Origin of the sequence: Catellatospora bangladeshensis, assembly GCF_016862575.1 — a bacterium.
Taxonomy (GTDB): Bacteria; Actinomycetota; Actinomycetes; order Mycobacteriales; family Micromonosporaceae; genus Catellatospora; species Catellatospora bangladeshensis.
In genome coordinates, this window is the sequence record NZ_BONF01000017.1 from 98,029 (window position 1) to 119,761 (window position 21,733).

At 70.4% G+C, this 21,733-nt stretch carries 18 protein-coding genes; 3 read left to right on the top strand and 15 right to left on the bottom strand.

Annotation, left to right across the window (positions count from 1 at the left end; genetic code table 11):
- Positions 1-47: 47 nt before the first annotated feature.
- From Cba03nite_RS16670 to Cba03nite_RS16695, 6 genes are all read right to left on the bottom strand, one after another.
- Complete coding sequence (locus tag Cba03nite_RS16670) at positions 48-2,165, bottom strand: glycoside hydrolase family 65 protein (RefSeq protein ID WP_203746743.1); 2,118 nt, start codon at positions 2,163-2,165, stop codon at positions 48-50.
- A gap of 79 nt (positions 2,166-2,244) precedes the next feature.
- On the bottom strand, positions 2,245-3,864 hold the full coding sequence (locus tag Cba03nite_RS16675; RefSeq protein WP_203746744.1) for an alpha-amylase family glycosyl hydrolase: 1,620 nt from the start codon (positions 3,862-3,864) through the stop codon (positions 2,245-2,247).
- A 143-nt stretch (positions 3,865-4,007) separates the two neighbouring features.
- Complete coding sequence (locus Cba03nite_RS16680) at positions 4,008-4,415, bottom strand: SRPBCC family protein (RefSeq protein ID WP_203746745.1); 408 nt, start codon at positions 4,413-4,415, stop codon at positions 4,008-4,010.
- A gap of 361 nt (positions 4,416-4,776) precedes the next feature.
- Positions 4,777-5,412, bottom strand: coding sequence for a GNAT family N-acetyltransferase (locus Cba03nite_RS16685; protein WP_239125791.1), 636 nt, complete (start codon positions 5,410-5,412; stop codon positions 4,777-4,779).
- Positions 5,399-5,590 carry a hypothetical protein gene (locus Cba03nite_RS16690; protein ID WP_203746746.1) on the bottom strand — a complete coding sequence of 64 codons (192 nt, stop codon included), beginning with the start codon at positions 5,588-5,590 and terminating at the stop codon, positions 5,399-5,401. The genes Cba03nite_RS16685 and Cba03nite_RS16690 overlap by 14 nt, the downstream gene beginning before the upstream one ends.
- A 402-nt stretch (positions 5,591-5,992) precedes the next feature.
- Positions 5,993-6,574 (bottom strand): TetR/AcrR family transcriptional regulator, encoded by a 582-nt coding sequence (locus Cba03nite_RS16695; RefSeq protein ID WP_239125792.1) that lies wholly within the window; start codon positions 6,572-6,574, stop codon positions 5,993-5,995.
- 98 nt (positions 6,575-6,672) lie between these two features.
- On the opposite strand from Cba03nite_RS16695, the gene mddA reads away from it, so the two are divergent.
- Together mddA and Cba03nite_RS16705 are read left to right on the top strand one after the other, a co-directional pair.
- Complete coding sequence (mddA, locus tag Cba03nite_RS16700) at positions 6,673-7,446, top strand: methanethiol S-methyltransferase (RefSeq protein ID WP_203746747.1); 774 nt, start codon at positions 6,673-6,675, stop codon at positions 7,444-7,446.
- A gap of 16 nt (positions 7,447-7,462) precedes the next feature.
- A complete protein-coding gene (locus Cba03nite_RS16705) occupies positions 7,463-9,607 on the top strand; it encodes an alpha/beta hydrolase (protein WP_203746748.1) in 2,145 nt (714 codons plus the stop codon).
- Positions 9,608-9,901: 294 nt separating this feature from the next.
- Here the strand turns inward: Cba03nite_RS16705 and Cba03nite_RS16710 are convergent, their stop codons facing one another.
- Positions 9,902-10,834: a hypothetical protein gene (locus Cba03nite_RS16710; RefSeq protein ID WP_203746749.1), complete on the bottom strand. Its 933-nt coding sequence runs from the start codon at positions 10,832-10,834 to the stop codon at positions 9,902-9,904.
- A 158-nt stretch (positions 10,835-10,992) separates the two neighbouring features.
- Here Cba03nite_RS16710 and Cba03nite_RS16715 point away from each other — a divergent pair, with 158 nt between their 5' ends.
- A complete protein-coding gene (locus Cba03nite_RS16715) occupies positions 10,993-12,390 on the top strand; it encodes a pentapeptide repeat-containing protein (protein ID WP_239125793.1) in 1,398 nt (465 codons plus the stop codon).
- Here Cba03nite_RS16715 and Cba03nite_RS16720 read toward each other — a convergent pair.
- The 8 genes from Cba03nite_RS16720 to Cba03nite_RS16755 form a co-directional block, all read right to left on the bottom strand.
- Positions 12,365-13,522 carry a glycosyltransferase family 4 protein gene (locus tag Cba03nite_RS16720; protein WP_203746753.1) on the bottom strand — a complete coding sequence of 386 codons (1,158 nt, stop codon included), beginning with the start codon at positions 13,520-13,522 and terminating at the stop codon, positions 12,365-12,367. The genes Cba03nite_RS16715 and Cba03nite_RS16720 overlap by 26 nt on opposite strands.
- Positions 13,519-14,262, bottom strand: a complete 744-nt coding sequence (locus Cba03nite_RS16725; RefSeq protein WP_203746755.1) for a hypothetical protein — start codon at positions 14,260-14,262, stop codon at positions 13,519-13,521. The genes Cba03nite_RS16720 and Cba03nite_RS16725 overlap by 4 nt, the downstream gene beginning before the upstream one ends.
- Positions 14,263-14,305: 43 nt before the next feature.
- Positions 14,306-16,198 (bottom strand): glycosyltransferase, encoded by a 1,893-nt coding sequence (locus Cba03nite_RS16730; protein WP_203746758.1) that lies wholly within the window; start codon positions 16,196-16,198, stop codon positions 14,306-14,308.
- On the bottom strand, positions 16,195-16,698 hold the full coding sequence (locus tag Cba03nite_RS16735) for a cupin domain-containing protein (protein WP_203746760.1): 504 nt from the start codon (positions 16,696-16,698) through the stop codon (positions 16,195-16,197). The genes Cba03nite_RS16730 and Cba03nite_RS16735 overlap by 4 nt, the downstream gene beginning before the upstream one ends.
- Positions 16,699-17,057: 359 nt before the next feature.
- The gene (locus tag Cba03nite_RS16740; RefSeq protein ID WP_203746762.1) at positions 17,058-17,393 is read right to left on the bottom strand and encodes a YnfA family protein; all 336 of its coding nucleotides are present in this window, start codon (positions 17,391-17,393) and stop codon (positions 17,058-17,060) included.
- A 154-nt stretch (positions 17,394-17,547) separates the two neighbouring features.
- The gene (locus tag Cba03nite_RS16745; protein ID WP_203746764.1) at positions 17,548-19,203 is read right to left on the bottom strand and encodes a serine/threonine-protein kinase; all 1,656 of its coding nucleotides are present in this window, start codon (positions 19,201-19,203) and stop codon (positions 17,548-17,550) included.
- A 16-nt stretch (positions 19,204-19,219) separates the two neighbouring features.
- Positions 19,220-21,382, bottom strand: coding sequence for a bifunctional polysaccharide deacetylase/glycosyltransferase family 2 protein (locus Cba03nite_RS16750; protein ID WP_239125794.1), 2,163 nt, complete (start codon positions 21,380-21,382; stop codon positions 19,220-19,222).
- Positions 21,379-21,714, bottom strand: a complete 336-nt coding sequence (locus Cba03nite_RS16755) for a hypothetical protein (RefSeq protein WP_203746768.1) — start codon at positions 21,712-21,714, stop codon at positions 21,379-21,381. The genes Cba03nite_RS16750 and Cba03nite_RS16755 overlap by 4 nt, the downstream gene beginning before the upstream one ends.
- Between the last annotated feature and the right edge of the window lie 19 nt (positions 21,715-21,733).

Genomic DNA, 21,733 nt, shown 5'->3' on the forward strand with positions numbered 1-21,733 from the left:
GTCACCGTACGTCAGTGGATTGCCTCTGAAGTGTGTACCGGCTGGGCTCAGGAGTTGTGCCGCCGGGTCTCGCCTACGTCCTGCGTACCGTCGGTCGCTTTGAGGCGTGCATGTTCTTGTCCGTGTTCGGCGTTCAGTTCCACGGCTTGCCCCCTCGCCCACAGCTGCTGAACGCTGACGCCGTTCCACCCTGCCGGCATCGTCACGGGATGCCGGGTCCAGCTGTCGGGCTGTCCACGGCCGATGACCAGGCCGGTCAGGCCGTAGAGGCAGCTGGTGAGGAAGCCGCCGAGGTTGGCCGTGAAGGGACCCGCGTGCGGCTGTTCCGGGAACACCTCGGGGGCGTACTCGAGGGTGATCCGGTAGGGGTCGGTCACGAAGTCGGCATAGCCGCGCTCGAACATCTCCAACGCCGCGCCGCGATCGCCCAGGCGGGCCGCGTACACCCCGAGCATCGCCGACAGCATGGGCGCCCCGGCGTACCGTTCGCCCAGGTTGAGGTAGTAGTGCAGCGTTGCGGCCGCGACCTTCGGATCGGGTTCCCAGTCCAGAGGAAAGATCGCGGCGGCAGCTTCGGGGGTCTCGCCCTTTTCCTGGTCGGGCTGGTATCCGTCATGGTTGGCGATGACGTCACCACCGTCGATCGTGGGGATGACGAGATGATCGGCGATGTCGGCCCAGCTGTCGGGCACCTGTTCGGCCAGCGTATGGCCCAGGGCGGTCGCCTCGCGCAGCGCCCGGATCGCGGCGATGTTGGTGAAGGCATTGTTGTGGCGCGGAGTCTCCGTTTCGGCTATGCCGGTGACCCGGCGGATCTCATAGCCGCGGTCGCCGTGCTCGACCCGGCTGGCCAGCCACTGGGCGACTCCGGAGACCACCGGCCAGGCGTACTGGCGGGCGAAGCCCTGGTCACCGGTGGCGTGCACGTAGCGCGCGAACGCCACCGCGATGTCGGGCCCGACATGGTGCTCCAGCGACGTCGCCGACCCGATGCCGGGGCCGGCCTCGTCACCGGTGGCCATGCTGCTCTCCCACGGGAACTGCAGTCCCCGGTAGCCGTTGAGCGCGGCGTTCGCCGCCGCGGCGGCGGTGCGGGTGGCCCGGTAGCGCAAGATCGTCGCGGCGGCCTCCGGGTAGGTCAGCAGCAGCGGCGGCAGCGCGAACACCTCGATGTCCCACATGACGTGGCCGCGGTAGTAGTGGTAGTCCGGCCAGTACGCCAGCCCGAAGATCGACATGCTCGCCGGTGAGGACGGGTGCACCGAGCTGTGCAGGTAGTAGAACGCGGCGTCGGCCATGGCCTGCCAGCGCGCGGGGGCTCCGTCCAGGACGATGCGGCTGCGCCACAGCTGCTGCCACGCCTGCCGGTTCAGTTCCCGCAGCGTGTCGAAGCCGCGCAGCTGCCCGCCGCGCAGCAGCCTTCCCGCCTGAAGGTGCGGCTGGCTGTGCAGCGTCTCCGGCAGCAGGCTGGTGATCTGTCGCAGCCGGTAGGAGGTCTTGGGGCGGGCGGTGAAGGTGTAGGCGGTGCGCAGCGGCGCCACCGGGCTGTGTTCAAGATCGCGGCGCACGTCGTCGGTGCCGTCGAAGGACGTGAGGTACGCCGCACCGCAGGTGCTCAAGCCGCCGTAGCTGCGCCAGAGCATCAACCCGTCGCTGCCCTCGGCGACCGAGCCCGGCTCACCTGTGCGCCGCTCGGCCCACTCCCCCGTGACGCCCTGCGGATCCACGCCCGCGGAAATGGTGATTTCACATTCGTGTTCTGCGCGAATGTGGGTCTCCTGCAGCACGAGCGTGGGGTGGGTGCGGCTGCAGAACGTCGTCACCTGGGCGTGCACGGGGACGCCGTCCGGCTCGAACACGAACCGGCTGGTCAGCTCGCCGCACCCGAAATCGTAGCGCTGATCCACCAGCCGCACCCGGTCCGGTGCGTAGTCCATCGACTTGCCGTCGACCCTGATGTCACCGGCCAGCGGATAAGGTGCGCGGGCGAAGGTCTCCACCGCCTGCGCAGGGTCGACGCCGTCGAAGCCGCTGAGGGTGACCACACCGTTCAGGTAGGGGATGTGACGCACCCGCAGCCCGATGAGCCCGTTGGACAGATACGCCGGCAGGTCACCCGCCCTCCACACCTCGACGGTGTCGGGACTGATCGGCTGAGTAGCCATGGCGTGCTGATACCCGCGGCGACCGGATACCAATCGCCGGCAATGGCCGCACTGCGCCGGCAAGCTGTACGAAGCGGCTTCACATCCCGGCATCCTCGAGCGCGAAGATCCCGAAGGAGTACGGGGCGGCGGTGACGCCGCTCGCCCCGACCTCGACGCCGCGGGCCTCCAGCGGGCGGGCGCCCGCCAGGTTGGGCACGGGGGCGGTGGCAGGTGTGCGGCGTGGGTTGATCACGACCAGATGCGAGCCCCCTCGTACGTACACGAACGGATACCCGGCGTGCAGCACTTCGACCCTTCCCCCGGTGCGCAGGCCGGGAGTCCGGCGGCGCAGCGCGATGAGGCGCCGGACCGTCTGCAGCAGGGAGTCGTGGTCCGCCTGCTGGGTGGCCACGTCCGGCCGATCGGGTGCCGGGTCCAGGGGCAGGTAGAAGTGCTCCTGGGGGGCGTGGGAGAAGCCGGCGCGCGCGCTGTGGTCCCATTGCATCGGTGTGCGGGATCCGGCACGGTTGTAGATGCCGTCGATGGCGCTTCCTTCCTTGTCGGGCAGCCCGGGCACGTACCGCATGCCGATCTCGTCGCCGTAGTACACGGCCGGCAGGGCGGGCCAGGTCAGCAGTAGCGCGAAGGCGGGCCCGAGTTGGTCTCGCGTGCGGGGTCCGCAGGCCAGGCGTGCGAAGTCGTGGTTCGAGGTGGGCAGCACGATTTGCCCGGCGCCGTCGATCGCCGTGTCAGCGGCGGTCCACTCGGCCAGGAACTCGGCTACCGACCCGGCTCCGTCGGCATCGAAGTAGCAGGAACCTTCTCCCCAGGAAGGATCATGGGTGCCTGCCCGGTTGTTCCATAGCGAACCGAACGCCCGCCCGCGGAAGTGCAGGAAGAAGTCGGCGTGGAAACCTGCCGCGACAGCGGCGGCGGGGTCCCCCCATTCCGACAGGAGCGCGGCGTCGGGGTGGGCGCGGTCCAGCCAGCCGCGTAGCCGTCGCCACAGCAGAGACGTCTGCACGAGCCCGGGGTCGTCCTTGACCAGCGAGGACGCCATGTCGACCCGGAACCCGGCGGCGCCGCGGTCCAGCCAGTACGTCATGATCTCCCGCAGGGCCGCCAGGTTGGCCAACGGCCCGGACCCGTCGACGGGCTGGCGCCACGGTTCGGCGGGGTCGGGGCGAGCGTAGCCGAAGTTCAGGGCGGGCTGGACATCGAAGAAGTTGCGCAGATAGCAGCCGGGCCGGGTGCCCGGCGAGGCGACCCAGCCGGGACGGCCGACGGCCTCTTCGGTGGCCCAGATGTAGCGGTGGTCTGCGGGGTCGTCGCGGGAGCGCAGGAACCACGGGTGCTGGTCTGAGGTGTGCGCGGCGACGAGGTCCAGCAGGATCCGGATGCCCCTGGCCCGGGCGGCTTCGACGAGCCGGACGAGGTCGGCGTTCGTGCCGTAGCGTGGCGCGACGGTGAGGTAGTCGGCGACGTCGTAGCCGCCGTCGTGGAACGGCGAGACGAAGCAGGGGTTGAGCCACACGGTGTCGACGCCCAGCCACTGCAGGTAGGCCAGGTGCTGCTCGACCCCGGCCAGGTCGCCGATCCCATCCCCGTCGGAGTCGGCGAACGCCTGCGGGTAGACCTGGTAGAGCACACTGTCGGCCAGCCACGCCGGCCCCGAGGCGGCGGCTGACGCGGTCGGCCCGGATCCGGGCTGGACCATGGGCTGACCGTACCCACAAGGCACCGGGTGTATTCAGGGACGCGGCGTATGACGCCCCGTTTGGCCGGCACCCGCTCCGGGTACCCGGGCCCGGGTGCCGCCCGAGGTGCTCGCCGGACTGTCGAACGCAGCACTCTACGGCGTCACCCGGCGTTGAAGTTGTCCTCGACGTCGCGCCGCAGATGCATCACGCCCTCCTCGACCAGGGCGCGAACCCGATCAAGGTCCAGCCCTTCGGCCGCGACCCAGAGCTGAACCTCCACGGTGCTGCCACCGACGCTGCTGTCCTGGACCCGCATGCTGCCGTGCGGACCATCGCCCGCCGCTGCGGACCACTCCATCCGCAGCTCTTCGGCTGCGGTGGACACCCGGAACGCGAGGACCCTGTCACCGGCTCGGACCCGCACCAGCTCCGGGCCGTCATACTCGGCCACCGCACCGCCGGGCAACCACCGTGTCGTACGGTCCGGGTCCGTCAGGGTGCCGAACACCACCTCTGCCGGAGCAGCCACGGCGTAGATGCCACTGACGTCCGGGCCGACGTCGGTCATGGCAGGGCCACGCTCACGCTCATGCAGGCCTGCACCCGTTCACCAGTGAACGACATGTCGCCGCCGTCAACGGGCAGGAGCTGCTCTGTGAATGCCATAGACGCGTCGTACCCAAACCAGGGCCGATCATCCCTGCCGTCTGCCACGAAGGTCCTGCTTGCGACCTCGGCCGCAGGGCCGCTGGACGCCAGCGTTGTTCAGCATCGCGCCAATCGGCGCCATGCGTGCCGAGTCACTCAATGGCGGTGGATGAGAGCACTCGGACAGGCTGATCGCCGAAGATCCGGATGGAGCCGTCCCCTCTCCGCCGCGCTGCGAGCCGGATTGGCCGCGTTTGCACCCGCCACCACGGTTGTGAAGATCATGCCGCGTGGGTGAAGCTCGTGATCTTCGAGTGCAGTTGCCAGCCGAGACGCTCGTAGAGCGCACGTCCTTCCTCTGTCCCATGGAGTACGGCGGTCATAGCCCCCTGGTCCATGGCTGCGACGGCCAGCGCGTTCATCACCGCTGTGCCCAGGCCACGGCGCTGATGTGCGGGTTCGGTGCCGACACGATCCACGACGGCGACACCGTCCACCACGGCGGTGTATCCGGCCGCGGCGACCTCGCCTTCGGCATGTACGCGCACGTTGATGACGCCCGCGTCGATCGTGGTGCTGAGGTCGTAGCCGACGGGCACGCTCGACGGGACCTGCCGCAGCGTGGTCGTCATGATCGGCTCCGGCGGCGTGCTCTGCCAGGCCGGCCCGAGCAGGGCGGCTGCGGCGTCCTCGGCGGTGACAACGATGATCACACCGTGCGGGGCGGTCGCGTCCTTCGCCGCGCTGCGCACCGCGTCGAGGTCGTCGCGAAACACCAGACACCGGGCGCGGGTTTTCGGCTTGACCTCGTCGATCCGCAGGCCCCAGTCGGTCTCGACGGGCACGGAGTTTCGCCTGACTGCGGCTAAACCCTTCGCCCAGCTGCGGAGGACATCCGTTACTTCATACGAGATCATCTTCACGAGAGTACTCGTGGGGCAGACGACCGACGCCAGTCCACCACAGAACAGGCCAGGCGCAACCAGTCGATGCCAGCTCCTGCCCGGAGTCCAGGTCCCGCACGAGGAAACCAACCACGCACACCCGCATCCCGCAGGTTTCGCGGGCTTCGGTCACTACTGCGGCGTCGTTCACGACCCCCTCCTCCGGGGCCGTCGTCGAGACAACGACGTCGCGCTGCCGACACCGCCGTGGCCGACGAGCCGCACGGTGTAACGCCGGCCACGCTGGTCGCTCGCCGTTGGCCCGCACCAGGGCTGGGCAGCTCCGGGCCGGTTCGCAACGGGCGATGCTCTGGGTATGCAGATCGTGGATGGGGCACGAAAGCCGTCATCACGTTCATCGCACAGATCAGGCGGAGGTTGAGATGCCGGCATCAGTATCGATGCTATCCGCTACCGCCTCCAGCGCTGACGGTGAACCCCAGCGCGTGCAGTCCGGTCCTGACGTTCACCCTCGGTCTATAACCGACCGGTGGCCGAGTCGAGCCGGGCCGCGCTCGGCTCGCGGCCTCGGTTCTCCGGCCGGAGCTTAGGCTCAAGCCTCCTCCAGGGTGCGTATCGCCTCGGCGACCCGGCGCAGGGCGACGTGGACCCGCCGGCTCCAGCCGGTGTCGCCCAGAAGGATCAATGTCTCGCCCCCGAGGAACGCCAGGCCGATCAGGGTCGCCAGATCGGCGGCGCTGAACGGGCCGAGGGAGCCGAACCTGGCCTCGGCCTCCCGCGCGACCTCTTCCAGAATGTCCATCCAGCCCTGCAGCAGCGCGAGCACCTGCCGGGCGACGGCGTCGTCGGACCAGCCGGCGGCGACCATCTCCTGCAGCACCCGGACGTAGCCTGACGCCAGGTCGTCGTCGAGGAAGTCGCACGCCTGCTCGTAGCGTTTCCACAGGGGTACGGGGCCGGCGTACATCTGGCGCTGCCGCTCGACCAGGAGCCGGTTCTCGCGGTCGAGCAGTGCCAGGACCATGCCCTGCTTCCCGCCGAAGTGGTAGTGGATCTGGCTCAGGGGTACGCCGGCGCGGTCGGCCACCCTGCGCGTGGACAGGTTGGCGTAGCCGCCGGAGAGCAGGCAGGAGCGGGCGGACTCCATGATCTTGGTCGTCGTGTCGGCGGCCAACTGAGTCTCCCATCGGACGAGACCTTGTTCGGTCGATCGACCGAATGATAGCTTGCCCTGAATTCGGTCGGTCGACCGAGCGACAGAAGGGATTGGCCATGAGCCGGCGCATCCTGACACTCGGCTATGGAGTCATCGCCTACGTCACGTTCCTTGCCGTCTTCTGTTACACGATGGGCTGGCTGGGCGGAATCGGCGTGCCGAAGGGCATCGACGACGGCAGGACCGGCCCGGTCTGGGCGGCGGTGCTGACCGATGCCGGCCTCCTGGGCCTGTTCGCGGTCCAGCACAGCGTGATGGCCCGGCCCTGGTTCAAGCGGTGGTGGACACGCCTGGTGCCGCAGGCCCTCGAACGCAGCACGTACGTACTCATCGCCAGCCTGGTCATCGCAGTGCTCATGTGGCAGTGGCGGCCGCTGCCCGGCACGGTGTGGGAGGTCTCGGCGAGCTGGGCGCAGATTCTGCTGTGGGCGCTGTACGCCGCAGGCTGGGCGGTCCTCGTCCTGAGCACCTTCCTCATCGGGCACTTCGACCTGTTCGGGCTGCGCCAGGCGCTCGCGCGGGTCCGGCAGACCTCCTACGCCGAGCCGGGGTTCCGGCAGCCGCTGCTCTACCGCGTCGTCCGGCACCCGATCATGGTCGGTTTCCTCATCGCCTTCTGGGCGGCACCCCACATGAGCGCCGGGCGGCTGCTGTTCGCACTCGCAGGCACCGGATACATCCTGGTCGCGGTCCGGTTCGAGGAGGCCGACCTGCGCCGCCAGCTCGGCGAGCCCTACCGGCGGTACGCCGAACAGGTGCCCCGGTTCATCCCGAGCCCCCGGACGCTGGCAGGCCGGCGCCCGGCGCCGCAGGACCGCGACACGTACTGAGACCGGAGGACTGCAGATGCGGGCACGGGAAGCCGACGCCGAGGGCTTCATCGAACACGACGGCGTGAAGATCCACTACGAGGTCTTCGGCACGGGGCAGACGACCATCCTGCTCATGCCGACGTGGACCATCATCCACAAGCGCTTCTGGAAGGGGCAGATCCCGTACCTGGCCCGGCATCACCGCGTCGTCGCCTACGACGGGCCCGGCAACGGGCGCTCGGACCGGCCCCTCGATCCGCGCGCGTACGACCACGGCGCCCACACCGCGTACGCCCTGAAGGTGCTGGACGCCACCGGCACCGGTGCCGCCGTGCTGGTGGGCCTGTCCATGGCGGCGACCTGGGCGATCGACCTGGCCGCACACCACCCGGCCCGGGTCAGCGGTGTCGTGCTGATCGGCCCCACGGCACCCGTGCCCCCCGCGAGCATCGCCCGGTCACACACCGCGCCCATGGACGCCGAGCCGCCGACGATGCCGTCCTCGCAGGTGCCGGTGCTCGCGTCGGATCCGGACGAGCACTGGGCCAAGTACAACCGCGCCTACTGGCGGCAGCACTACGACGACTTCCTCTGGTTCTTCCTCGGCCAGTGCTTCCCGGAGCCGCACTCGACGAAGCAGATCGAGGACGGCGTCGGCTGGGGCCGCCAGACCAGCGCGGAGGTGCTGGTGGCCGCGAGCCACGGCACCTGGCCGGCGACGGCGGCGTTCACCGAGTGGTGCCGGCGCGTCACCTGCCCCGTCCTGCTGATCCACGGCGACGACGACCGCGTCAGCCCGGTCGGGCGCAGCCAGACCATCGCGGAGCTCACCGGCGGGCGGCTGGTCACCCTGCACGGCGGTGGCCACATCCCGCTCGCCCGCGACCCGGTGCAGGTGAACCTTCTCATTCAGGACTTCGTCGAGCAGCTGGCACCGCGGACACCGGCGCCGCGTACGTGGACGCGGTGGAACCGGCGCACCAAGCGGGTGCTGTACCTCTGCTCCCCCATCGGGCTCGGCCACGCCCGCCGTGACGCCGCGATCGCAGCCGAACTGCGCCGCCTGCACCCGGACGTCGCCATCGACTGGCTCGCCCAGCACCCGGTGACCCGGGTGCTGGAGGACGCCGGGGAGCGTGTGCATCCAGCCAGCCGCTGGCTGGCCAACGAATCCGCGCACATCGAAAGCGAAGCAGGTGAACACGACCTGCACTGCTTCGAGGCACTGCGCCGGATGGACGAGGTCCTGCTCGCCAACTTCATGGTCTTCCACGACGTCGTCCACGATGGCGCGTATGACCTGGTCGTCGGCGACGAGGCGTGGGAGGTCGACCACTTCCTGCACGAGAATCCCGAACTCAAGCGGTTCGCGTACGCCTGGCTCACCGACTTCGTCGGCTACCTGCCGATGCCCGACGCCGACTCGCGCGAGGCGCTGGTCGCCGCCGACTACAACGCCGAAATGATCGAGCACATCGCCCGCTACCCGCGCATCCGGGACCGGGCGATCTTCATCGGCGACCCCGAGGACGTCGTGGACGGCACGTTCGGCCCCGGCCTGCCGGGCATCCGCGACTGGACCCGCCAGCACTACGCCTTCGCCGGGTACGCCACCGGCTTTGACCCGGCCACCGTCGCCGATCGCGCGGCCCTGCGCGCCGAACTGGGCTACCGCCCTGACGAACAGGTCTGCGTCGTGACGGTCGGCGGCTCAGGAGTCGGCGCGGCGCTGCTGCGCCGGGTCGTGGACGCGTACGGGGCCGCGGCGCGCCGCGTGCCGGGGCTGCGAATGATCGTGATCACCGGTCCCCGCATCGATCCTGCCTCGATCCTGCCCGCGCCCGGCCTCGACATCCGCCCTTACGTCCCCGACCTGCACCGGCACCTGGCCGCCTGCGACCTCGCCGTCGTCCAGGGCGGACTGACTACCTGCATGGAGCTGACCGCCACCGGGCGCCCGTTCCTCTACATCCCGTTGCAGCATCACTTCGAACAGAATCTCCATGTGCCGCACCGTCTCGCCCGTTATCGCGCCGGGCGGCGGCTGGACTACCAGGACCTCACGCCTGAGGTGCTCGCCGACGCCATCGCCGCGGAGATCGGGCGCACGACGGCGTACCGGCCCGTGGCGACCGACGGGCCGCAGCGAGCAGCACGGCTCCTGGCCGAGTTGCTCTGACCGGCAGGCGCCAGCCGGAAGATGCCGTAGCGCACAGGGAACACCGTCTCGTCTCGAGCAGAGGGCTCGCCGCAGCGATCGATCACGGGCCTCGTGCCTTCTGGCAGCCCGCATGAGCGATGACGGACTCCAACTGATGCAGTACGAGCTGCTCATCTTCGGCCGCCGCACGCCGGGCCTCGAATGGGTCGCCACCTGGCTCTACACCCCGGTGTGCAGATGAACGCGCCCGCTGCCCAAGGAGTAGACACCCCGTCCCTTTGAGCCTCTACCGGGGCAAACGGGGACCCGTGTTCAAATGGACGGCTGTTCGGTGCCGAGGCGGACCTCGTAGCCGTAGTAGCGCTGCGACCAGGTCCCGTTACGGTCTCGGGCGATCCACCGCATCCGCCGGTTGCGCCGATCGACCACCAGGACGTCCGACACGCCGAGCGACACGATCTTCATGCCTTCGGTCTTGCGGGCGGCGAAGGCCTCGCTGTTGGCGATGACCTCAGCCATCGGGGCCCAGAAAAGATCGCTATCGATCAGTGGCGGACGCCCCGCTATGACGACTGCCGCCATGTCGTCGCGCCCCGGGGCGAGCTCCTGCCGCCAACGCGCTCCGCTGTCGACCGCAGAGACGGCCGCGGAGTCAGCTTGCGGAGTCTGCAGTTCCACTGACGGGACTCCGATCAGGGCGCTTGGCTCACCGGCCTTGGGCTCGAACTCCAGCGGAGCGGTGAAGTACCGCGAGGCGCCGTCGCGCAATGTGGTGGAGACCTCGAAGGCCAGCGGCAGCTCCCCCACGTTGACCGGCACGGCGATCTTCACTCCGTCGGTATTGTCCAGCCTCTTGAACGTCAGAACGGCTGTCACCAACACTTGGACCACCAGCCCGGCACCAGGGAACAGAAATGCGTCGATGGCTTGCTTGACCGCCGCCTTCACCGCCAGCCCGCTGATCCCGTCCGCGTCGGCTTCCCTCAATGGGGACTCGGCGCCGCCAGAAAGATCACTGCAACGGTTGTCCCCGGCGACAATGGCCGGGACACCGCGATGCATGTCTATGACGTGGCCGTCAGCTGCCCGCCATGCCTCAGAGTCGAACGGCCGCTCCGCGTCGCCCGGCTGGCATGAGCCATCACGAAACATGCCCACGACCTCGCCATCAGGTGCCGCCCACCCCTCGCGGCCGAATGGCCGCTCCGGCTCGTCCGGGCCGCCCGGAACACCAAGGAACCGCATGGACCGACGGTAGCCCCGGACGGCAAGTGCCCATGTCAGTACGACCGGTCACCTTGAGCGTCTTTTGTGCACGCAGCGCCCGGGGCGGTTGCCTCCATGGGGCACGATGGGGTGGTCACGTACTTCTCGGCTCGCCTTCACCGGGAGACTCGCGAACCATGGCGGACCAGCGGCCGGCACTGCCTGCGGACAGGATCGGCGTGCTCGCGGCGCGCCGGATCTCCGATGGCGACGTCTTCGAACTCGGCGGTCTCCATCTGCAGCGCGACGACGTGCAGTGGTTGCTGGCGGCGGCTGCGGCCCGAGGTGACGGGGCCACGCCGCTGCGTCTGCGCGAGGTCGATGCGACGGGCGCGGACCTGTCGGGTCTGCGGCTGGACGGTGTCGACCTCAGCGGTGCCCGACTGGCTGAGGCGAACATGCAGCGGGCGTCGCTGCGCGGGGCGAACCTGACCGAGGCCGTGCTGACCGGTGCGGAGTGCGAACACGCCGACTTCCGCGATGCGAGGCTAGCCTCGGCCGTCCTCGACCGGTGCGGGCTGATGTGGGCCCGGTTGGACGGGGCTACGCTTACCCATACCAGCCTGATCGGCGCGAGCATGCCCGACGCCTGTTTCGATCGCGCGGACTTGCTGCAGGCGGATTTGACCGGCGCATATCTCGGCGCGGCCAGCCTCGTCGAGGCGAACCTGCTCGGCGCCCGGATGCGTGACGCGCAGATGATCTGGTGCCGCCTTGAGCGTGCCACGCTGAGCGCGGCCGACCTCACTGGTGCCACCCTGTGGCGCGCCCGGCTGGACGGGGCCAACGTGTCGGAAGCGCTCCTGGACCGCGCCAACCTCAGCGAGGCGCACCTGGAGGGCGCGAACTTCGCGGGCGCGTCGCTGCTGCTGGCGAATCTGTCGCGGGCGTTCCTGGACGGTGCGACCGACCTTACCGGCATCCGCGCTGGCAGCGGCGGCGAGAACGGCCTCATCGTGGCCGATGCGCACTGGAATGATGCGAATCTGACCACGTTCGCCTGGTCGGAGGTGCGACAGCTGGGCGACGAGACTGTGGCGCGCCGCGCCGACGGCAAGCAGGGCCGTCCTACCAGGGCGGAGGCGTACGTGTTGGCTGCCCGGGCGTCACGTCAGGTCGCCAAGGAGCTGAGCGGCCGGGGCATGACCGAGGAAGCGAACCGGTTCGCCTACCGTGCCCAGGTCGCCCAGCGCCGGGCCTTCCTTCATGCCGGGCCACGTCGCGCGCCCCAGTACCTCTTCTCAGTCTTTCTCAGTACGCTGTCGGGGTACGGCTACCGGCCGAGCCGCGGACTGATCGCCTACCTCACCTGCATCGGCACGTTCGCGGCGCTCTACCACGCATTCGGCGCCGGGCTCACCGGGCTTGAGGCGTTCGTCGTGAGTGTCACGGCCTTCCACGGCCGCGGATTCTTTCCGGACACCTTCGCACCCGGCGACCCCTTGTCGATCATCGCTGCGGGCGAGGCGTTCGTCGGGCTGATCATCGAGGTGGTCCTGATCGCGACGATCACCCAGCGGCTGTTCGGCAAGTAAGGTCGTAGCGCCGCAGCAGGTCGGCGACGTGGACGGTCAGATCATGCGTCGCACGCACCTCGCGGTGGGCCCGCCGCGCCGTCCGGCGGGCCTCGTCCGGGTGCCGCAACAGCCAGCGGATGCGGCGCGCGACCGCACGCCAGTCGCCGGGCGGGACCAGGTAGCCCGTGCTCGTGTGGCGCACCGTGCCAGTAATGCCGCCGCAGCGGCTGGCGACAACAGGCCGACGCGCGCTCATGGCTTCCAACGGCACCAGTCCCAGCGGCTCGTCCCACCGCACCGGGTAGAGCACGATGTCCGCCTCCTCGTATGCCCCGGGCATGTCGCGGTAGGGCAGCCGCCGAAACTCCACCGCCTCGGCCAGACCCCAGCGCGCCACGGCCGCCGCGAGCCCGTGCCGGTACGGACCGATGACGTCGTCCCAGTCGGGCGTCGGGCCATCAGCGATGATTAACTTCGCCGCCACGCCGTCGGCCCGGAGCGCACGCAACGCCGCGAGGCTGACGTCGGCGCCCTTCTCCGGTACCAGCCGTGCGGGGTGCAGCAAGACCGGTGGCGCTGCCGCCCTCAGGCACGGCCGCCGGCTCCGGAACCGGCCCACGTCCACGCCGCTGGGAAGCAACGTCGTCGGCATGTCCAGGCGCGCCAGCTCGGTGTGCACAAACGCCGAAAGCACGTAGTTGGCATCCCAGGCCGTGAACACCCCCGGGTCGAGAGCGGCCCCGGCCGGCCAGAGCGCGTGGCAGTGAAACGTGTGGTGCACAACCAGGCGAAGGTCCGCGCGCAACCGGGCCAGTGCACGGGCGGGCTCGGGCCGGATCTGATGGAGATTGTGGGCGTGCACCACGTCGGGAGAGAGCGCCGCCAGCACGATGCCCAGCTCGGCATACAACTCGTCCTCGAGTTCGGACGATGCGCCGCGGTGGTGCCACAGGCGGTCGAAACGCAGCGTGTCGACGCTGATGGTGCGGCAGCCCGGCACCGGCAGCGCGTGTTGCTCGCCGGTGATGACGGTCACCTGGCGCCCCGCGGCGGCGAGGGCCGCTGCGACGTCCGCGACGTGCGACTCCGACCCGCCCACGGCTGGCGGCATGGTCCAGTGGATCAGCACGATGTGCGCCGCGCCGGTCATGACCGGAATGGCAGGACAGGGACGTCGGCGAGCGCGCAGGGCGTGCGCGAGCGCCGCGGTGTCCAGACCTCGGTCCAGCCGCCGACGACCTCGAGCGTGCCGGCGGGGAAGCGCGCCGCGGGCCGCAGCAGCATCGCCCCCCAGCGCACCTGCCCGCAGAACCCGCGTTGGAAGCAGATGTCGGCGGCGCCGAAGGAGACCGGGCTCCCGGGCGCGGTCGGGTCCCCGATGAAGGTGCCCAGATGCAGGTACGGCACGCCCCGCCAGGTGCCGGATCCCAGCCAGCTGCCGGAACTCAGCATGTACCGGTGGCCAGCGCCGTGGGTGCCGGCCTTCTCCAGCACGCTGAAGTGGTCGAACCAGGGCCCCGCGGTGACGATCCGGCCGGGCAGAGCGGTGTACTCGGTCACGAGCCCATCGGGCTCCAGCAGCCAAGTCTCGGTCCAGTCGCCGGTGACGGCGATGCGTTCGGGCGGTCCTTCAGGCGGGCCGGTGGGGTGAAACGTCAGATGGTCGACGTGTCCATGCAGTTCCTCGCCGTTGCCCTGCAGGTATGCCGCATGGCCGTAGCACCTGCGGGGATCTTGAAAGGCCTCGCCGAAGTGCCGGTACGCGTATCCGGCCCGGACGCCCTCTCCGTACCAGACGAAGCTGACGCCCGGTGTCGTGGCGCGTTCGGTGAGGTTGGCGAACTTGACGCAGCGCACTGCGGCGAGGCGCTCGCCGCCGGGCGTATGCACGCGGTATGTCGCGACGTTGGACCCTGCGAAGAACATCGCAGACCTACCTCGTCAGTCCTGAGGTGAACCGGGCCGACTGGCTGACCTCGAGCCGGCTCTTCCATAAGTCGATGAGCCGCAGTGCGACCGATTCGGCCCTGGGGGCGAACACGTCCTGGTGCTTGCGGAACAGGTACTGCAGTTGGGGGATCCGCATCGGGTTGCTGGACCGGAACACCATCGACTCGCCATGGCGCCGGTAGCGGATCAGCTCGACGGGGATGACGTCGCTGTCATACCCCGCTTTGGCTATACGCAGCTGCAGGTCCCAGTCCTCGAAACCGGGCATGTCCTCGTCGTAGCCGTCGACCGCCGCGAGCGCGGCCCGCTGGTAGACCCCGGTGTACGGCCCGTCGGTATGCATGAACAGCATCAGCTCGAGCACGTTGCCGAAGCCAGCGAATTTGCTGTCGAACAGGCCGAAATTGCGCACGTAGCTGTTGACGTAGCCCAGTTCAGGGTTGCGGCGTAGCGCCTCCAGCGCGACGCCGACGAACGACGGGTCGATCAGGTCGTCGGCGTCCAGCGGAAGGATGTAGTCGGCCGAGGCGTGCGCGATGCCAGCGTTGCGGGCGGCGCCGAGCCCTCGGTTGGGCTGACGCACCTTGATCACGTCGCGTAACGCGTCGAAGACGTCCCTGGTGTGCGAGTCGGTGGACCCGTCGTCGACCACGACTATCTCCAACTCCGGATGAGTGGAGGCCCGTGCCGACGCGATGGTCTCGGACAGATAGCGGCCCTGGTTGTAGAGCGGAATCACGACGGATACCCGCGGGGCAGTAATGGTGCGGCTCCGGCGCTCGCTGCGGTCCGCGCGGGCGCGGCGATACCCGCGTTCGGCCAGGCGGGCCACGGCGGCCGGGTGGCACTGCTGGGCCACCCGCTGGCGGGCCTGCTCACGGACCGCGCTGAGCAGGGCGTGGTCATCGGCGTGCCGCAGCAGCGACGTGGCCGGCACCGTGCTCGTACCACTCCCGACAGCGGCGGCCGTCAGCGGCACGCCCCCGCAGGCGGCGACGATGTCAGGCAGGTATCGGGCGGCAGAGTATGCAAACAGGCAGATTGCCGGCTCGGCGAGCAGTTCGCGCAAACGCGCGACACTCGGCGCCGCGTGCCACGTGACTGCCACCCCGTCCAGCGAGGTGTGCCGGTCCGCCCAGCGACGGTATGAGCGCCCGAACGGATCGGTGGGGGTGTCCGGGCCGTGCACCTCGAACCGGAAGCCCGGCACTGTCGCCTCGACCAGGCGGGCGGTCGCGAGAAAAGTGTCGTATCCCGACGTGCTGGAGATCTCCCCGAGGAAGAGCACACGTCGGACCGGCCGGTCGAGCGTGGGCTGTTCTTCGTCGAGCCAGCCCGGGTCGATAGGCGTAGGCCAGCTCAGTATGGTCGGGCCCCGCACGGCACCGGCGGCCGTGCCATCGGTGCTCACCACGTCCGCGTGTTCGAGGACGTACCGCTCAGCGGCGTGGCGGAGGTCGTCGCGGAAGCTGACCGGGGTCTGCTCGTCCGGCGCGCCCGGTGGCGGCCCGTGCAGCCTGGTCGCCACCACAGTCCGCCTGAAGTTGCAGCCCAGTCGTCGGGCGCGGGTCACGCTTAGTCCTTCGCCGCCCACGGCGGGCATGTCTATCGCGTCCCACGGGCCGAGCGCGGCGAGGTGTTCGGCCAGCCGGTCGGCGTACTCGTGATCGGGGCTGAGGTACTCGCCCGGCTCTCGCGACGCCGGCAGCACCTGGTGTATGTGGCCAGGTATTGGCGCCTCAGCGAAGATCGTCACCTGGTGCCCGGCCTGTCCCAGCGCCGCAGCCATGGCCGTCGTGTACCGGGCGGCCACATTGGTGACCGACTCGTCGTACCCACGCAGGGACAGCGCCACACGTAACGGGTCTGACGTCACGGGCGCACCCGGACCAGGCCACCGAGGAAGGGGTTGCCATCCGGAGGGGGGCCGCCGGGCACCGCCGGCTCGTGGCGCTCGATGTCGTCAGGTGCGGCGAACCCCGTCACGAGCTCGAAAAGCCGGGCCCAGGGCCGGGTCGCGGGATGTGCCGGGCGAGCGAACCGGACCGCGTGATAGGTCCCGGCGGGCACCCGGTAGGCGTGACCTGCCATGACGAGCCGGGTCCGCAACTTCGCGGGATGTGTGCCGAGGAGGATCTCAACCGCGCCCTCGGCCACGATATTCAGCTCCGACTGGTGCATGTGGCAATGGATCGAGGTGCGGGCGCCGGGATAGACGACTATCTCACGGAGGAGCACGGAGGGATCGAGCATCGCTTCGGTGAACTCGCCCCACACGTGTGAGCGGTCGTGGGTCCCGGTCAGCAGTTCGTCGGGAAACGGTGGCTCGGAGTGCCAGACGGACAGATCGGTCGGGTGGCGTGCTTCGGTGGTCACAAATCGTCCTTGGCTCGGGCTGAATCCGGAGAGCGCTGCGACTTGCCTGGCCCAACCGTACCGTGTGGACTCCAGCCCTTCCAGGCATCAGCCGTGGTGTACAACGTCGAGCGACCTCGCTGGGGCCACGTTGATCAGCTAGCACTGGGCGCGGCACGCGGGGCCGGTAGTGCTCGGCATGCCGACATGGCTGCCTTCCCGCACCCTCCGACGCCGCCAACGCGATGCGGGCAAGCACCGTCAACAGCGCGGCCACCTCGGGCCAGACACAGCGACGTTGGCCTGTGAACGCGAGCGGTGACGCGGCGAGTACCGAACTGCGGTCAGCGTCGACTGCTCCCCTAAAGCAGTGCGTCGTCTCAGTGGCTACGTGGCGCGTACATGATGACCGCGACGCCGGCCAGGCAGATCACGGCGCCGACGATGTCGTAGCGGTCGGGCCGGAACTTGTCCACGATCATGCCCCAGGCCAGGGAGCCTGCGACGAACACTCCGCCATAGGCGGCCAGGATCCGGCCGAAGTTCGCATCCGGCTGGAACGTGGCCACGAACCCGTAGGCGCCCAGGGCGATGACGCCCGCGGCGATCCACCACAGGCCGCGGTGCTCGCGCCAGCCCTGCCAGATCAGCCACGCCCCGCCGATCTCGAACAAAGCCGCCACGGCGAACAGGACGATGGAGCGGGCGATCAGCATTCGCGCAGCCTAGACGTGCTCACGACGGGTGAGAGCACGAGCCTGCCCCGCCCGTGCAGCCGCCGGCGTGCGCGGTACGGCGCCGGGTGGACCGCCGCCAGGCTCCGCTTGATCTCATAAGCCGGTGACGGGCTGGCCCGTCAGGCCGGCAGTATCAGAGGAGGTCATCGGGCTGCACCGCGCTGTGCTCTCCGTCCGCCGATGGTCTGGGCCCGCCTTTGCCGTTGCCGGGGTTGCTCGGGCCGGGCGAAGGCTCGGCCGGCGTGGGTTGCGGCGATGGTGGGGCCTGCGAAGAAGGCGGCGGAGTCGGCGGTGCCGCCTCAGAGACCGCCGGGCTGGGTTCCCCGCCGGGCTGACCTCCCGGGCTGGCCGGGAAGGGGCCGGGTGAGGCGCCAGCGGTGCCGGTGGAGGGCAGGGGCAGCGGGCTGCCAGACATGCTCAGCAGCGTGGGCGTGCACGGCATGCCTGCCAGCTGGAAAGCCACGGGCAGCGGGTTGGTGCCGGCGTAGGTGCCGGCAAGCGCCAGGGTCGCCGACTTGCCCGGATCCACCGTGCCAGCGGTGTCGTTGCGGGCGGTGCGGTTGCGCTGAGACCAGCCGTGCGCGGCGTCGACGCGCTGGCCGCCGGGGACGGTGAAGGTGACCGGGCCGGTGACCGGTGTGCCGCTGGTGTTGGTGATGGTGAGGTTCGCGGTGTACCGGCCGGCGTCGTCGCTCAGCAGCCGGTACACCGCCGTGCAACCGGCCGGGCTGGGCTGCGGTGACGGCGGCGCGGCGCCGACCTGCGGCGGCGGGTCGGTTCGCGTGCTCGCGGCCCAGGCCACGCCTGCTACCACGGCGGCGGTGGCCAGTGCGGCGGCGAGGTGGCGGTGGCGGCGGCGGTTGTCGGCCGGCTGCCACGGCAGGATGTGGGTCTCCTGCTCATCGGCGGCGGCGGGGACGGCGACGACGGCGGGTACGTCCTCGGGGGTGTGCGCGGCCAGCATGTGGGCGAGGTCGGCGGCGGTGGGCCGCTGGCCGGGTTCGTCGGCCAGGCAGGCCGCGACGGCGTCGGCCAGTTCCTGCGGCAGGCCCGCCACGGGCGGCAGCGGCGTGGGTGGGCGCAGCCGCGGGGCGGTCATCAGCGCGACCGCGTTGTCGGCCCGCCACGGCAGGGTTCCGGACAGCATCCGGTACAGCAGCACGCCGAGGGCGTAGACGTCGGCGGCCGGCTGGACGGACCGGCCGTCGAGCCGTTCGGGTGAGACGTAGGGCGGTGTGCCGATGAGCTGGCCGTCGGCGTCGTACTCGTCGCTTCCGGCCGGTGCGCACAGCTCGAAGTCGATGATCTTCACGCCGTCGGCGGTGAGCAGGATGTTGCCCGGGGCGATGTCGCGGTGCACGACGCCGCGGGCGTGTGCGGCGGCCAGCCCGTCGGCGGTCTGCGCGCCGACCCGCGCCGCCTGCTGCCACGGCAGGCTGCGCTGCTCGGCCAGCGACTGCGTGAGCGGGACGCCGTCGATGAGTTCCATGACCAGGTACGCCGCGCTCAGCCGGCCGCCCTTGTAGGCGGTTCCGAAGTCGTACACGTCGGCGATGTTGCGGTGGCGTAGCCTTGCCAGTGCCTGCGCTTCGACCTGCAGGCGGGCCAGCGCGGCGTCGGCGTCGAGCAGTTCGGTCTTGAGGAGTTTGACGGCGACCATGCGCCCGAGTCGTTCGTCGCGGGCGTGCCAGACGGTGGCGCTGCCGCCGCGTCCGGCGGGTTCGGTGAGCAGGTAGCGGTCCTCCAGCAGGGTGCCTGCCTGCCACGGCGACGTTGCCGTGCTGGTCATGGTGGGTCCTCCTGGTTCAGGCGCGGGCGGCGACTTCGGCGGTGCGGTGCATCTTCTGCCAGCGCAACCTGCGTCCGGCGATGGCGGTGGTCGCTGAGCGCAGCAGGACGGCGTACATGAGCTGCCGGTAGACCAGCTGCTGCAGCGGCAGCGCCCACAGCGGGCGCAGCGGCTCGCTGTCCAGGCGGAACGCCAGGATCGCGGTGGCGATCTGCACCGCGAGGACCGCGAGCCAGCCGTAGAGGGTGCTGGTGCGGTCGAGGAAGAACCAGCCGTAGATCGTGAGCAGGTCCAGGATCGGCCCGAACAGCGGCAGCAGCACGCTGAACGCGGCGATCAGGGTCAGGCCGCGGCGGCCGAACCGGCCGGAGGCCCCGCCTTCGATGACGCTGCGGCGGTGCTTCCACATCGACTGCATGGTGCCGTAGCTCCACCGGTAGCGCTGCTGCCACAGCTGCCGCAGCGTCGTGGGTGCTTCGGTGTGGCAGCGGGCGCGCTGCTGGTAGACCACCCGCCAGCCCGCGCGCAGGATGCCCATGGTCAGGTCGGTGTCCTCAGCCAGGGTGTCGATCGACAGCCCGCCGGCGTCGGTCAGGGCCTGCCGGCGAAACGCCCCCAGCGCGCCGGGAATCGTCGGGATGCAGCCGAGGGCGTCGTAGAGCCGCCGGTCGAGATTGAACCCGATCACGTACTCGATGTGCTGGAAAAGGGCCAGCAGCCGACGGCGGTTGCCGACCTTGACGTTGCCGGCGACCGCACCCACAGCGGTGTCGGCGAACGGCTCGACCAGCCGCGCGAGCGCGTCGGGCTCGACCACGGTGTCGGCGTCGACCATCACGACCAGGTCGTGGCGGGCCAGGGCGACTCCGGTGTTGAGCGCGAGCGCCTTGCCTCCGTTGGGGACCCGTACGAGCCGGACGTTGTCCATGCCCAGCGCCTCGACCGTGGCGGCGGTGTCGTCGGTGGAGCCGTCGTCGACGACGACGATCTCCAGCTGCGGGTACGCCGACGCGGCCAGGGTACGCACGGTCGCGGCGATGGTGTCCTGCTCGTTGTAGGCCGGCACGATGATCGACACGGGTGCGGTGACCGGCGGCCCGGGCTGCCAGGACGGGCGGCGGCGGGTGCGCAGCGCGACGGCGAACATCAGCAGCGTCCGGGCCAGCGTGAGCACCCCGACGGCGATGAGGATCCACCACAGGCCGCCCATCATCGCGTCGGATGCGGCGATGGTCCCGACGAGGATGTGTCCGCGCCACCGGTCGCCGACGCCGGCCGGCTGGTGCGCCGGGGCCGCCGGCGTGGTGGCCAGTGCCTGGGAGGCGGTGGTGAACCGGTAGCCGCGCTCGCGCATGGCCGGGATGTAGCGGCCCAGCGCGGCCAGGGTCTGCGCCCGGTCGCCGCCGGCGTCGTGCAGCAGCACGATCGCCCCGCCGTCACGCGGGGTGGCGTTGGCGACGATCGCCGCCTGCCCGGGCCGGGCCCAGTCACGGCTGTCGGCGTTCTCCAGTACCGTCAGGTAGCCGGCAGCCCCGGCTTGCTGCAGCACCTGCCAGTCGCTGTCGCGCACGGCGTCGGGCGAGGACGAGTACGGGGGCCGGAACAGGGTGGTCTTGACGCCGGTCGCGTGCGCGATCGCGAGCTGGGTCAGGGTGTATTCGAGGTCGCGCCGCCATGGGGAGATCGCGGTCAGGTCGGGGTGGGTGAAGGTGTGCACGCCGATCTCGTGGCCTTCGGCGACGATGCGCCGGGTCAGCTCCGGGTAGCGGGCGGCTTGCGCTCCAACGACGAAGAACGTGGCCTGGACCCGGTGGCGGGCCAGCAGGTCGAGGATCTGCGGCGTCCAGACGGGGTCGGGGCCGTCGTCGAAGGTCAGCGCGATCCGGTCCCGGGCGGGCTGGGTGGTGGCGGGTCGGCCGGTGGTGGTGATCGCGGGGCCGCCGTCGCGTACCTGTGCGGGCACGGCAGCGTCGCTGCCGGCTGCCACGGTGGTGTTGTCGGGCGCGAATGAGGCGTTGGTGTAGGCCTGCACCAGCAGCAGCGTGACGAACACCCCTACCAGGCCCACGGCCGCGAGCCTGCGCAGCCACCGGCCCACCGGGCGGCGGCCGCTGATCCTGCTGGTCACTGCCGGCTCATCCTCGGTGGGGGCGCTGTTGCTGCTCAGGTAGACACTCACCGGGCACACCTCGGGCCTGACGCCGTCGGGCAGGTGCCGGCCGGGGCGGGGTCCGGGTGCACCGGCGCGGCCGAGATGCTGAGCCATACGGCGGCGGCCGCGGCCACCAGCAGCGCCGCGACGGCGAGCACGACGATGCGGATGCGGCCGCGTCGGCGGCCGGTGTCGTCGACGAACACCGGCGCGATGGGTGCGGGTGCGGGCATGCGTCTGGTGGCGTCTGCGGCGACAGCCGCCACGCCGGCCGCCGCGGGCGGGTCGATGGTGCGGGGCCGGGCGCGGCCGATGTGCCGGGCGACGGTGGCGCGTCCGATGCGCCTGCTGACAGTCATGACCGCGGTCTCCGATGCG

Bases quoted from the DNA above. Each gene is read 5' to 3' on its own strand.
- Cba03nite_RS16670 (WP_203746743.1), bottom strand. From the start codon at position 2,165: ATGGCTACTCAGCCGATCAGTCCCGACACCGTCGAGGTGTGGAGGGCG.
- Cba03nite_RS16675 (WP_203746744.1), bottom strand. From the start codon at position 3,864: ATGGTCCAGCCCGGATCCGGGCCGACCGCGTCAGCCGCCGCCTCGGGG.
- Cba03nite_RS16680 (WP_203746745.1), bottom strand. From the start codon at position 4,415: ATGACCGACGTCGGCCCGGACGTCAGTGGCATCTACGCCGTGGCTGCT.
- Cba03nite_RS16685 (WP_239125791.1), bottom strand. From the start codon at position 5,412: ATGATCTCGTATGAAGTAACGGATGTCCTCCGCAGCTGGGCGAAGGGT.
- mddA (WP_203746747.1), top strand. From the start codon at position 6,673: ATGAGCCGGCGCATCCTGACACTCGGCTATGGAGTCATCGCCTACGTC.
- Cba03nite_RS16705 (WP_203746748.1), top strand. From the start codon at position 7,463: ATGCGGGCACGGGAAGCCGACGCCGAGGGCTTCATCGAACACGACGGC.
- Cba03nite_RS16710 (WP_203746749.1), bottom strand. From the start codon at position 10,834: ATGCGGTTCCTTGGTGTTCCGGGCGGCCCGGACGAGCCGGAGCGGCCA.
- Cba03nite_RS16715 (WP_239125793.1), top strand. From the start codon at position 10,993: ATGGCGGACCAGCGGCCGGCACTGCCTGCGGACAGGATCGGCGTGCTC.
- Cba03nite_RS16720 (WP_203746753.1), bottom strand. From the start codon at position 13,522: ATGACCGGCGCGGCGCACATCGTGCTGATCCACTGGACCATGCCGCCA.
- Cba03nite_RS16740 (WP_203746762.1), bottom strand. From the start codon at position 17,393: ATGCTGATCGCCCGCTCCATCGTCCTGTTCGCCGTGGCGGCTTTGTTC.
- Cba03nite_RS16745 (WP_203746764.1), bottom strand. From the start codon at position 19,203: ATGACCAGCACGGCAACGTCGCCGTGGCAGGCAGGCACCCTGCTGGAG.
- Cba03nite_RS16755 (WP_203746768.1), bottom strand. From the start codon at position 21,714: ATGACTGTCAGCAGGCGCATCGGACGCGCCACCGTCGCCCGGCACATC.